The sequence below is a fragment of the Staphylococcus sp. NWU MK-U1 genome, from assembly GCF_033283505.1.
In the GTDB taxonomy this organism is placed as follows: domain Bacteria; phylum Bacillota; class Bacilli; order Staphylococcales; family Staphylococcaceae; genus Staphylococcus; species Staphylococcus haemolyticus.
Map to the genome: position 1 here is coordinate 441,674 of NZ_JAVSMG010000002.1, position 12,587 is coordinate 454,260.

Below are 12,587 nucleotides of genomic sequence, written 5' to 3' on the forward strand. Positions count from 1 at the left end.
TCCACTCCCTTTAAAATCATTTCACAATCATTATACACAATATCATTTTCAAACTCATTATTAAGCCTCAAGGCCGAGTTATGCTTATAGGCAAAGGGGTATAATTTAATTACATATTATTGTATAGTATTTAAAAGAAAGATTTTTATTATGATAGGAGATATACATGACTATTTTTGATATGCCGAACTATTTATGGATTACAATAGTTGCAATGATAATTTTAACTGTCTTCTGTGCTTTAGTACTTAAGAAATGGTTTGTATCCGCAGTAATTACATTTGTTGCGTTAGCTGTCTTAGCATTTTTTATTCCTAATTTTTATGACATCTCATTTCAACCATTACTAGGATATGCTGCTTTTCTAGCCATTATCAGTTTAATTATCAGCTTTTTATTATGGTATTTCACTAGAAATTGGCGTCGCGAACGTAAAAAGAAACAATTAGAAAAGGAAATACGTAAATACGAAGATGATGACGAAACAATCCGTCGTCGTAGAAGATAATAAAAAAAGCGTTTGAGACATATATGCATACTTGCATGTTAAAATGTTTCAAACGCTTTTTTTCTATTCTAAAGTGAGTGGATTAAAAGCTTTTCACTAATTATTTTTAAAAGCTTTTTCAATTTTGTCTAATTGCTCAATGGTAGTTTCAATTCCACCCTCAGAAAAATACCATGCGTTAGATTCAAATTGATAAACTTGATCATTCTTAATAGCTTTTAATTTTTTTATAACGTCGTTATTTAATGCAGAAGGTAACGACTTATCATTTCCTTTTTGAGTACGATCAATTACAAATAGTTTATCTGGGTTTACTTTGTTTAAATACTCATAAGTAATAGAATTTCCAGCAGAATTGGCTTTCATGGCAGTGTCAGCATGTTTTATTCCTAAATCTTTATTTAAGAATCCTCCGAAACGACCAGTAGGTCCAAATGCTTTAACACCTTTATCATCCACATTTAAAAACAAGACCGTATCGTCATTAATAACTTTTTTAGTTTCAGCAACTTTTTTACTTAGTTTCTCATTAAGCATTTTAGCCTTGTTTTGTTGTTTGAATATTTTCCCAAACAATGTCGTATTATCTTTAATGGAATCAATATAATGATCATTATCAGGACTTACAAATAATATTTTAGCGTTAGGGGCAGCTTTTTTTATTTCATCTAGCGTTTTAGTATGTGCTTGTCTAAATGATGTGAAGATAACTTCTGGTTTAGCTTTAGCTAAATTATCATAATTAGGTTGTCCAGGGTTACCTAAATTAGTATATTTATCATTTTTAAATTCTGAAAGGGAAGAAGGTAAGAAAGCAGCACCTTTACCTTTCGCAATTGCCACAATCTTATCTTCCAATCCCATCTGTTTCATAATATCTAATGCACCATAATCTAATACAGCCACTCTATCTGGATTTACTGGAACTTTAACTTTCTCTGTTTTCATTTTTCCTTTAGTATGTGTATTATTTTTATCTTTAAACTCATATGTATTCTCAACTGTAATCGTATCCTTGGAAGATGACGACGATTTAAAAGTAGAATCCTTACCGCACGCAGATAATAATACAACTATTGTGAAAAGTATAGCTATAAATTTAAATGTATTTTTCATAATTAACCTCCTATGAAATTATTATACTTGCAATTGATAATCATTTTCAATAAGAAGTTGTTTATATTTCATTATAAATGTAGCTATTTTAGTAATCTTTGCTTAATTCATTTAAAGATAAACATAGTGCTTCCGTATTCGCATTAATACAACGGATATTTTTATTATTTTTTAAAATAGAAGCATCCATTGATTCATTATTTACAAAATAACCAACTTTAGCATGTTGCAACATTTCAATATCATTATGATCGTTACCGAATGCAACATACGTAGGATATTTACCAAGTATATGCTCAACAGCAGTAAATTTATTAATATATTTAGCAGTAATATTAATATTAAGTTCATTTGAATGATTAATTAGTGAAAGACTAGGTGCATTGGTAGCTAGATATGTTATAACTTCGTCAAAGTCTTTTTCATCTATGTTCAATAAAATCGTCTTAATAGGTGAAGTAATCTCATTAATAGTTAATTTTTGTGCTAATCGATGAGGATCTAGGCGTTGATAAATTGTATTTGTAGCATCAACACGTGCTGCATAATCCCATTCATCATCAACAATGTAATTTAAGTCATAATGATTAATGACATGTTTTATCACATTAAATGATTTAGGCTGAATGGTTGCAAATGTCTGTATACGACCATTAATAGAGATAATGGAACCATTACCACCAATAAGTGCAAATTCATGAAATTTATTAGGTATTACAGGTAATAAATCACGAATTGGTCTAGCTGAAGCAAAAATAATTTTATGTCCTATATTATGTAAACTAAAAAGGTGGTCGGTAATTTTACAGTCAATTTGACGACCATCAAAGCAAATTGTTCCATCAATATCCAACACAATATTCATATTTAACTCCTTTATATATAAGTATATTCAAAGTCAAGCATATATAACTATATATAGCCAGATTTTTAAATGAATTATTGCTGAATAGATAGTAAATGTACATATAGAATCAGACATAGTAGGTAGTAAGATAGGTCCCCTGAGTTACTACATATAACTTCCTATAATATATATTATGTAAACTAAAATGAAACACAAATAATTATCTACATAAAACCTTTAAATTGATACGCTGTCAGGACGATTTCTGAACATGTTTTATTATTGTTATGTATGATTGATTGTTATCTTACATTATTCAGCTTAAATAAATTGTTCATCCTAAGTTAATTAATTTAAAACTCATAAATACACATGGTTATTTATATGTCTATACGTTTAGAGATATTAATCCTATGATAATGTGTTTAATCTTTGACAAAGCTAATTGTTAACTAATTAAGCACTGCAGCAATTATTAATATCATGTACATAAAGCGAGTCATCAAGAACTCTTATTATATAGATTTAAGTAAATGTAATAATTTCTATTTTAGATATTAGGTTTAATTATTACAATTAAATGAATCGTAACTCTTTCGTATTAATCTTGGTATCTATTTATGTATATTGTTAGTCTTAACTAAATTTGCTAAAGAATCATAATTTAAATATTTTAAATTTAGAAAAATAAATTTGTTTTGTAATATTATTGCTAAAAATCAGACGTGTGGTAATATTAAATTGTAGGAGGCAACATGAAAATCAACTTAGAATTTACCTACACTGTATTGTAACTTGTCTCTATCACTAGTTACGATAAATAAAGGCTGCGACATCCACCATGTCACAGCCTTTATTATCATCAATTTATTTTTTTACTTTTTTGCGAATTTTATTAAGTGTATTAAACAACCAATATTTAACCTTATTTATAGGTTTATAGAAGTCCCCGATTAGCTCTTCAATGTAAACATTGAATCCTCTTTTAAAGCGATAAACACCATAATCTTCACTGTTCTCTGTAAAATCACCAGATAAACCATAAAAATTATATCGATCATATCCATGTTCGAAGCAATAGTTCATCATATGCCAATGCATCATATATGGTCCCATATAATTATTATATTTTTCAGATGAACCTCCAGAGAAGTAATTCACTTCATATGAATTTGCAAAGAAAATTCCTGATGCCAAATTCAAGATTTGGCCATCTGTCTGACGTAATTCGCTTGCTTGTAAGAGTTCTTTTTTATCGTGTTCAATTTGCTTATCTAATTCTGCAATTTTTCTAAGTTGTTTATCATTTTTATTTTCTTTTGCCATCATTTGATCACGACGGTTTTCTTTATCATTTAAAGCGTCTTGCAATGATTTTATGTATTCATCTAAATCAATATATGCAAGTGGAACAAGCACTTTATCTCCATAAGTATCAAAGAAGTTATAGAAATATTCGTCTGTTTTTGATACGAAACCTGTTCTTGCTTCTGTTTCACGGTATAAGTCTAAGAATATATGAAACTCATCTCTACCAAGGAATCTTACTTTTACCCCGTAGTTTATCGCTTTATTAATATTTCTTTTACGTTGGCTATCAAATTGTTTTCTTAATGACGCAGGTGTTTCCCCTTTTAGATAGCTAACACCCATCCATCTTGCTTGGCTTGATGTGTCATATTCAGTAGTGAATCCATGGTGTTCATATCCATGTGATTTAAATAAATTAACTACAGCATCATTTTTCTCTCTATCTTCAAGTGGATTAATATCTTTATCATAAATTTGATAAATCCAATATGGATCAATTTTAACGTATAAGCATTGGTGTTGATGTAAATACTTTTCTAATTCACGTAAATAAAAATCAACTAAGCCTAAATCAGAATAGTCCATTACTGGGCCTCGATTTGAGTAATATACATAGCTTCCCATGGTCGGTATTTTAGAGAAAAGACTAGCAGCTAGTACTTTATTGCTTTCATCTTTTACACCTAGTAACACTACTTCAAAGCCATCATTTTCTCGTGTTTGAATATTCTCTTTCATTTGGAAGTAATGGCTTTCTAATGATGGGTTTTGTACAAAGTTTTCGAATTCTTTAACTGTTAACTCTGTAAATTTCATATTCGTCTATTCCCCTCTTAATTAAATCTTTTTTTTAATCTTTTTGAGTGTCTTATACACTGAATACATAGGTTTGTTAATAGGTTTCACAAAGTCTCCAACATACTCAATTACGTCTGCATTGAAACCTTTTTTAAATTTAATTACTCCAACATCTTCAGCGTCTTCACTGAAATCACCGCTAATACCATAGAAATTGTATCTATCAATACCATGATCAATTGCATAGTTAATCATTGTCCATTGAACAGCATAACTGCCTGCAAAATGTCTATATTTATTAGAAGTTCCACCTGCATAATAAACGACTTCAAATGGATTAATAAAGAAGAAACCTGCTGAAATTGGTAATTCATTACCATGTTCGGCTTGTAATTTTTTAGCCTCGTCTAATTTTTGTTGATTGGCATCTAATTGTTTTTCAAGATTTTCTTTTTTATTAAATGCCTTTTTATTGTCTGGTCGTTTTTCAATATCTTTTAAAGCTTTATTAACATCTTTATTTAAAGTTTCACGTTCATTTTGTAATTCTTCGATGTACTCATCAAACTTAATATAAGCTAATGGTACAAGCACGCGATCTTTGAAATGTCTATAGCGATTATAATAGAAACTATCATCTCTATCTTGGAATTCTTTTGTTTCGGTTGTATCTTCCATAAATGAACGGAAGATTGGAAGTTCTTCTTCTGATAAGAACTTAACTTTTACACCATTTTTTTGAACTTTTTTAGTATTACGTTTACGTAGACTATCCATTCCATTTAATATATCTTTAGATGTTTTATTTTTTAAATCTAAAACAGAATGATATCGAATTTGTTTAATCGGATCAAAACCTTTTGTAAAGCCTTCGTGTTCAAATCCGAGATGCTTCATCTTATCAAAGAACCAATCATTACCAGCATTACCTGTAATTTCACCATCATGATTTAAATATTGGTATGGTAAATAAGGGTCAACTCGAACATAAAGACAATTATGCTGTTTTAAATACTTTGTTAACTCATTAAAGAAAAAGTGAACAAGCTCTCTATTATCATAATCAATTACAGGTCCTCGGTTAGAATAAAAGTACTTGAAAAATTTCATGACTGGTACTGCTGTCAACATGCAGGCTGCAATGACCTCATTATCTTTATTTTTTATACCAACTAAGTGAGTTTCTGTTTTATTTGCAACTTTCATCTCATAGTTTTCAGTCATTTGTGTGAAATGACTATATGTCATCTTATCTGTATAATTGCCAAACTCTGCAGCTGTTAAATTTGTAAACTTCATTATTTATTGCTCCTACTTCAAAGAATCTTTATCTACTTTTTAGTTCAAAATTTAAATTATAATTTTCAATAATATCTTTATCTTCAACCAAAAATTTATTTATCCAGTTTCATTAAGTATACAATAGATATTAACAAAACTAAAATACAAACCATTTATTAGATTGAAATATTTTGCAAAATAAATGAATAGAGATTAAGACATCAAATATCGTCTTAATCCCTAGTAAACTTCTTCTATACATTATTTATCCACCAAGGTACATCTTATTACCTAAAGCGTATCTAGCGTTTCTCTTACTTGTTTCAAATAGTGAATCGTATCCTCGTTATTATCTTGACAAAAGCGTTTTACAATTTCACTACCAATGACTACGCCGTCAGCAACAGTAGCTAAATCCTTTATATGGTCTTTAGTTCTAATGCCAAAACCTGCAACTACAGGTATATCCGTATATGCTTTTAGATGTTTTAATTTATCTTTTAATTGAGGATGAAACGTTCCATTTTTGCCTGTTGTTGCATTCATAGTTACAGTGTATATAAACCCTTCAGCATGCTTAACGATTTCTTTTATACGGTCATCATTTGCAGTCATTGATATGAGAGATATCATTTTAACATCAAATTCGGATATTTTATGCTTTAATTTTTGAGTTAATTCGTAAGGCAAATCCGGAATAATCACGCCGTAAACACCTACTTTTTCACATTCTTTAAAGAATGCTTCTTCACCATAAGAAACAATGATATTGAAATAAGTCATTAGTACATATTTGCAATTAATTTCATCTTTGTTTTTGGATAATTCATTAAAAATGTAATTAATGGTCACGCCTTGCTTGATAGCTCGGTTGCCTGCTTCCATTATTATGGGACCATCAGCTACTGGGTCAGAGAATGGTACACCAATTTCTATTATATCAGCACCATTCTCATCTAAGATTTTCATATTTTTAATAAATGACTTATTCCCCATAATGTATGGAATAAATAATTTAGTCATGTGATTCACCTCTTTTTTGCATATAGTGTCTAATTGTTTCCATATCCTTGTCACCGCGACCTGAAATAGTAACTACTAAAATTTCATCTTTATTCATTTTAGGTGCTAACTTTTCAACATAACTAAGTGCATGTGCACTTTCAATGGCAGGTATGATTCCTTCCATTTTGCTGAAGCGGATGAGCGCCTCCATTGCTTCTGTATCAGTGGCATGTTTATATTGCACACGTCCAATATCGTGATAATATGAATGTTCAGGACCTATACCTGGATAATCCAAACCTGCAGATATAGAGTGTGCTAATTCTACTTGTCCATATTCATCTTGAATTAAGTACATTTTTGAACCATGAAGTACGCCCGGACGTCCTTTTCCAATTGCAAGTGCGTGCTTAGCACTATCAATCCCTTGTCCCGCAGCCTCTACACCATATAACTTGACCTTATCTCTAATAAATGGGTAAAAAGTCCCTATTGCATTAGACCCTCCACCTATACATGCAACAACTGCATCTGGTAATCGACCAGTTTTTTGAAGTAATTGTTCTTTAATTTCTTGACCTATAACACTTTGAAAATCTCTGACCATCGTTGGAAAAGGATCAGGTCCTAATGCCGAACCTAGTAAATAGTGTGTATCTTCAACATGACTTACCCAATACTGTAATGCCTTGTTTACCGCATCAGAAAGTGTTCCTTGACCTTCATCCACTGCTTCGACTTTAGCTCCTAATAATTCCATACGAAATACATTAAGCTGTTGACGTTTGATATCTTCTCTTCCCATAAATACGTTTAATTCCATATCAAATAGCGCAGCTACTGTGGCACTTGCTACACCATGCTGACCCGCGCCCGTTTCAGCAACTAGTTTATTTTTGCCCATACGTTTTGCCAATAAAGCTTGCCCTATTGCATTATTAATTTTATGTGCGCCGGTATGATTCAAATCCTCACGTTTTAAATATATTTGAGCTCCACCCAACGCTTCACTATATGATTTTGCATAAGTCAATGGGGTTTCTCTACCTACATATTCTTTCAAATAATAAGTTAATTCATCTTGAAATGATTGATCTTGTTTAGCCTTGTTATACGCTTGTTTTAATTCAATAATTGCTGGCATTAATGTCTCTGGAACATATTGCCCACCATATTCTCCGAAAAAACCTAATTCATCTGCTTCAGTTTGTATATTATACATATTATAATTCTCCCTTCACTTGTTGTATCACAGTTAACATTTTATTTTTGTCTTTCATACCATCTGTTTCAATACCGCTTGAAATGTCATAACCTAAGTGATTCAACTTCAATGCTTCAATTTGTTTTATCTTATCAACGTCAATACCTCCAGCAATTAAAAACGGTATAGATTGATCTAAGCCCTTAAGCAATGTCCAATCAAAAGATTGTCCAGTCCCACCATATTGCTCTGATGGCGTATCTATAATAAATAAGTCAACATGCTCTTTGAATTGGTCGATATCATTTATTATATTTTGAGTAGCTGGTAAAGCTTTAATTATCTTAATATTCTTAAAATTTAAACGAAGTTGTTTGATAAAATCTATCGTCTCATCACCATGGAGTTGGATGGCATTAATATTAGTAGCATTAATAATTTTCTTTATTAATTGCAATGTTGGATTAACTAATACGACTACTCTATCTATTTCGTCTGGCAACAATCTAGTTAGTTTATTTATTTGTTCAATGTCCAAATGTCGTTTACTTTTGGGATAGTGTATAAATCCCACCATGTTTATATTGAGTGGTCGAATGCTTAATGCTTCTACTTTAGTTTTTATACCGCAAAATTTTAAAATCATTGTTTCACCTTTTTTAATTTAAGTGAGGGTATAAAATGTTCTAACTCATTACAATTCATTAAGGCTCCACCAACTAATAAGCCATCGATCCCACTTTTTACTATTTGCTTAACCTCTTGTTGTGAATGAATTCCACTTTCAGATATATATAAATAGTTCACTTTCTTACACTTAAGTATTTGATTAGTATGTTTAACATCGGTGTTGAATGATTTTAAATCACGATTGTTTACCCCAATGATTTGTGGATTTAACTGATAGGCACGTTGTAACTCAATACCATCATGTACCTCTACTAACACTTCTAGTCCCTTAGAACTTGCATATTGATAGAGTTGTTGTAACTTTTCGTCGGTAAGAATATTTACAATGAGTAAAATAATTGAAGCACCTGCTTTTTGTGCAACATCAATTTGAAGCGGATCAATGATGAAATCTTTACATAAAACAGGTAATTGTGTTGTCTCTGATATTTGCTGTAATCTTTCAAAGCTACCACCGAAATATCGTTCGTCTGTTAATACGGAGATAGCATTTGCTCCATAACGTTCATAATCACTTACTTGTTTAAATATATTTGTTTGTTGAAAAGCTTTTACAGATGGACTCTTTGATTTAATTTCAGCAATTAATGCTAAATTGTCATTTTTAATTAAAGTATCCGTTAATCGTGATTTATTTTTATGTTTGACCTCTTTCAAATTTTGTAATTTATCATGATAATAGCCGTCTTTTAATAATTGCTCTTTATAATCCACTATTTCACTTAATATCGTCACAGATATCACCTCTCATTTTCATAAATTGTTCCATCGCTCGACCACTATCAATTAAGAACGTAGCTAAACTTATTCCAGATGCTATCGTATCTACCTTTTCAGAAACGTATAACGCAAGTGCAGCATTTAATAAAACAACATCTCTTCTACAAGTTTTATCATCTCCACTTAAAATATCTAATGTAATCATTTTGTTTTCTTTTGGACTGCCTCCTTGTAAATCTTGATTACTTGCAAGCTTCAAACCATAATCTTTAGCATTTATAAAATAATGCGTTATGTCTCCATTTTCATTTAATTCATAAACTTCATTGTCTCCTGAAAGCGTAGCTTCATCCATACCATTTGCTCCATGTAACACTATTGCCCTCCGTCGCCCTAAATCTTTCAATGTTTGTGCTATCATATACAATCGACTTGGGTCGTACACTCCTAACACTTGATAGGTCAATTTAAATGGATTGATAAGTGGCCCAACTATATTAAAGATGGTCGGTATAGAAATCATTTTTCTAACAGGTTGAATATATTTCATTATTGGATAAGACTCCATTGCGCTAATGAATGCCAATCCCTGTTCTTCAATTTGTAATGGGACTTCTGAAACTTTTGTCGTCTTTATTCCCAATTCATTTAACAAATCAGTACTTCCTGAATGGGATGTTATACTTCTGTTTCCGTGTTTAATGACTGGAATACCAGCGCTTGCTACTACAAAAGACACTGTTGTAGAAATATTGAAACTGTTCGACTTATCTCCTCCTGTACCGCATACACACATACTTCCTTCATATGTTGGTTGATTAGGATACATGGTTTGAATTAAGCTATTGACGACATAGGTTAATTCTTGTTGTTTAATTTCCTTTTCCGTAAATCGCGTTAATAAGTCGACCTTGTCTTCCACATCAATTTGAGGATTAGTTAGATAGGTTATGAATTGTGTTGTCTCTGATTGTGTTAAAGTTATGTCATTATCCAATTGTTTTAGTAATCCCATTCAAATTCACCCTTTCTTTTACAATACGAATGAAGTTTTTAATAATTTGTGAACCAAACTCAGTAGCAAATGATTCTGGATGATACTGTATACCGAAATGAAGATGTTGTTTGTCCTCGAAGGATTGTATTGAATCTGATGTTCTTCCAGTAATGATTAAATTCTTAGGGAAAGACTTCATCTCACTTACAAGTGAATGATATCTCATAATTTTGAATTGGTGCGGTATCATCAAATAGAGTTCTGACTCGTTTTTAACTTCAAGTGTATCTACCTTTCCATGCATGACTTTCTCTCCCTGAATAACTTTGCCACCGTAGTAGCACGTTAATGCTTGAGCACCTAAACAAATACCTAAAATTGGTAAAGTATGATATTTATCGATAATTTTTACCAATTCATCGCCATCTAAAGGATGACCAGGACCCGGAGAAATGATTACCCCATCAATTTTCTCTAAATAGTTCAATACATCTTTATCATCTGGATATTTAATAATCACTTCATCAATTTGACTAACTACATCAACCAAGTTATACGTAAACGAATCGTAATTATCTATAATTAATATCATGGTGTTACCTCCAATAAGCTTTTTGCTTTAAGTCGTGTTTCTTCAAGTTCCTTTTCAGGTATAGAATCGTACACAACACCACAGCCTGCCTCGACATTAACAGTGTCGTCATCAATCAACATGGTTCGTATTGCCAATGCAAAATCTAAATTTTGATTACAATTGATATAACCAACGCCACCGCTATAAACGCCTCTTTTATATGGATAGGATTCATATATGCGTTGAATAGCTCTTAGTTTAGGTGCTCCCGATACTGTCCCAGTTGGTAAAAGACTTGCTATGATCGTCATTGGAGATATATCTTTTCTAATTTTTCCTTTTACTTCACTAACGATATGCATGACATGTTCATATTTTTCAATCACCATTAGTTTTGATATCTCAGATGTCCCTGTAATACTCACCCTATGAATATCATTTCTACCTAAATCTACAAGCATGCTATGTTCGCTTATCTCTTTCTCATCTGTAATTAACTGGTGTGCATTACGTTCATCTATCTCTGGGGTAGTGCCACGTCTAATCGTTCCTGCAATTGGATTAGTTATCACTTCACCGTTGTGCACTGCTACAAAGCTTTCTGGTGAACTTCCAACTACAATCTCATTTTCCATGTTCATGTAATACATATATGGACTAGGGTTCTTACGTTTTAAATTTTGATAAAGCTGATAACTCAATTGGTTTTTATTTTTTCCGAAATGATGTTGGTAGCTATATATTCTAGAAGGTACAACTTGAAACATATCTCCTTCAGTAATCCGTTGTTTCATTTGAGTAACAATATCGATAAATTGTTTATCAGAAATATTTGCTTTTATCTCTGATCTCTTAGGCACCATTTTATTATTCTCTTGGTAAACTTTAATTTGAGACAATGCTTGAATTCTATGCTTCACTCTTAATTTTAATTCTACATTACTTGCTTTTGAAAATTGATTAGAAGCAATCACGTATAATTCATCTTTGTAATGATCAAATACAAATACATCCTCTATCATGTAGAAAGACACATCTGATATTGTTTTCATACTCTTAATAGCCACTCGTTTTAAAATTGGAAATTCTTGTCGCACTAAATCAAAACTACACGTTCCCATAAAGCCAGAAATAAATGGCAGTTGCTTTAATTTTTCATCATTTATGACACAATCAAATTGATTGATGAATGTTTTTAAATAATTATATGGCTCAGTAGTTATAACTTTATCTTCTTTCAAAGTCTTAATAATTAATTCATTATCGTTTAATTTGACGGTGCCATAATAATCGAATGCAACGATAGAGTATCTGCCTTTTAATTGTTGTTGACTTGCGCTTTCAAATATAATTTTACGTTCATTCAACTGTCCTAAAGCTTCAGGCGTTATGTGAGCTTTCAATACTTCATAATAAAATTCCATTTTCTCATCCCTTTCACTAAAAAAAACGTCAGCCTCCTTATGTAAAGGACGCTGACGCGCGGTACCACCTTAATTAACGCAATATTCCGAATAATCGGAATATTAAGCGTTC

The 12,587-nt window shown here is 31.3% G+C and carries 12 protein-coding genes; 1 reads left to right on the plus strand and 11 read right to left on the minus strand.

Features of this window, described 5'->3' with window-relative positions; all coding sequences use genetic code 11:
- Positions 1-166 precede the first annotated feature (166 nt).
- On the plus strand, positions 167-508 hold the full coding sequence (locus SBL16_RS05220) for a membrane protein (RefSeq protein WP_037537113.1): 342 nt from the start codon (positions 167-169) through the stop codon (positions 506-508).
- A gap of 96 nt (positions 509-604) precedes the next feature.
- Here the strand turns inward: SBL16_RS05220 and SBL16_RS05225 are convergent, their stop codons facing one another.
- The 11 genes from SBL16_RS05225 to SBL16_RS05275 all read right to left on the minus strand — a co-directional run bounded on the left by SBL16_RS05225 (position 605) and on the right by SBL16_RS05275 (position 12,475).
- The gene (locus SBL16_RS05225; protein ID WP_107612376.1) at positions 605-1,624 is read right to left on the minus strand and encodes a siderophore ABC transporter substrate-binding protein; all 1,020 of its coding nucleotides are present in this window, start codon (positions 1,622-1,624) and stop codon (positions 605-607) included.
- Positions 1,625-1,712: 88 nt separating this feature from the next.
- Positions 1,713-2,489: an HAD-IIB family hydrolase gene (locus tag SBL16_RS05230; protein ID WP_107612374.1), complete on the minus strand. Its 777-nt coding sequence runs from the start codon at positions 2,487-2,489 to the stop codon at positions 1,713-1,715.
- Positions 2,490-3,338: 849 nt separating this feature from the next.
- Complete coding sequence (locus SBL16_RS05235) at positions 3,339-4,598, minus strand: aminoacyltransferase (RefSeq protein WP_037537116.1); 1,260 nt, start codon at positions 4,596-4,598, stop codon at positions 3,339-3,341.
- Positions 4,599-4,619: 21 nt separating this feature from the next.
- Positions 4,620-5,879, minus strand: a complete 1,260-nt coding sequence (locus SBL16_RS05240) for an aminoacyltransferase (RefSeq protein WP_317953064.1) — start codon at positions 5,877-5,879, stop codon at positions 4,620-4,622.
- 273 nt (positions 5,880-6,152) lie between these two features.
- Entirely contained in the window at positions 6,153-6,884 is a 732-nt protein-coding gene (gene trpA, locus SBL16_RS05245) for a tryptophan synthase subunit alpha (RefSeq protein ID WP_107612225.1), read from the minus strand.
- A complete protein-coding gene (gene trpB / locus SBL16_RS05250; protein ID WP_107612226.1) occupies positions 6,877-8,088 on the minus strand; it encodes a tryptophan synthase subunit beta in 1,212 nt (403 codons plus the stop codon). The genes trpA and trpB overlap by 8 nt, the downstream gene beginning before the upstream one ends.
- 1 nt (position 8,089) lies before the next feature.
- A complete protein-coding gene (locus SBL16_RS05255; RefSeq protein ID WP_107612227.1) occupies positions 8,090-8,716 on the minus strand; it encodes a phosphoribosylanthranilate isomerase in 627 nt (208 codons plus the stop codon).
- Positions 8,713-9,495: an indole-3-glycerol phosphate synthase TrpC gene (gene trpC, locus SBL16_RS05260; RefSeq protein ID WP_317953068.1), complete on the minus strand. Its 783-nt coding sequence runs from the start codon at positions 9,493-9,495 to the stop codon at positions 8,713-8,715. The genes SBL16_RS05255 and trpC overlap by 4 nt, the downstream gene beginning before the upstream one ends.
- The gene (gene trpD, locus SBL16_RS05265) at positions 9,479-10,495 is read right to left on the minus strand and encodes an anthranilate phosphoribosyltransferase (RefSeq protein ID WP_107612229.1); all 1,017 of its coding nucleotides are present in this window, start codon (positions 10,493-10,495) and stop codon (positions 9,479-9,481) included. Before trpD ends, trpC begins: the two co-directional genes overlap by 17 nt.
- Positions 10,470-11,069, minus strand: coding sequence for an anthranilate synthase component II (locus SBL16_RS05270; RefSeq protein ID WP_107612230.1), 600 nt, complete (start codon positions 11,067-11,069; stop codon positions 10,470-10,472). Before SBL16_RS05270 ends, trpD begins: the two co-directional genes overlap by 26 nt.
- On the minus strand, positions 11,066-12,475 hold the full coding sequence (locus SBL16_RS05275) for an anthranilate synthase component I (protein WP_107612231.1): 1,410 nt from the start codon (positions 12,473-12,475) through the stop codon (positions 11,066-11,068). Before SBL16_RS05275 ends, SBL16_RS05270 begins: the two co-directional genes overlap by 4 nt.
- Positions 12,476-12,587 lie beyond the last annotated feature (112 nt).

Bases quoted from the DNA above. Each gene is read 5' to 3' on its own strand.
- trpB (WP_107612226.1), bottom strand. From the start codon at position 8,088: ATGTATAATATACAAACTGAAGCAGATGAATTAGGTTTTTTCGGAGAA.
- SBL16_RS05230 (WP_107612374.1), bottom strand. From the start codon at position 2,489: ATGAATATTGTGTTGGATATTGATGGAACAATTTGCTTTGATGGTCGT.
- SBL16_RS05225 (WP_107612376.1), bottom strand. From the start codon at position 1,624: ATGAAAAATACATTTAAATTTATAGCTATACTTTTCACAATAGTTGTA.
- SBL16_RS05235 (WP_037537116.1), bottom strand. From the start codon at position 4,598: ATGAAATTTACAGAGTTAACAGTTAAAGAATTCGAAAACTTTGTACAA.
- trpD (WP_107612229.1), bottom strand. From the start codon at position 10,495: ATGGGATTACTAAAACAATTGGATAATGACATAACTTTAACACAATCA.
- trpA (WP_107612225.1), bottom strand. From the start codon at position 6,884: ATGACTAAATTATTTATTCCATACATTATGGGGAATAAGTCATTTATT.
- SBL16_RS05255 (WP_107612227.1), bottom strand. From the start codon at position 8,716: ATGATTTTAAAATTTTGCGGTATAAAAACTAAAGTAGAAGCATTAAGC.
- SBL16_RS05275 (WP_107612231.1), bottom strand. From the start codon at position 12,475: ATGGAATTTTATTATGAAGTATTGAAAGCTCACATAACGCCTGAAGCT.
- SBL16_RS05240 (WP_317953064.1), bottom strand. From the start codon at position 5,879: ATGAAGTTTACAAATTTAACAGCTGCAGAGTTTGGCAATTATACAGAT.
- SBL16_RS05220 (WP_037537113.1), top strand. From the start codon at position 167: ATGACTATTTTTGATATGCCGAACTATTTATGGATTACAATAGTTGCA.
- SBL16_RS05270 (WP_107612230.1), bottom strand. From the start codon at position 11,069: ATGATATTAATTATAGATAATTACGATTCGTTTACGTATAACTTGGTT.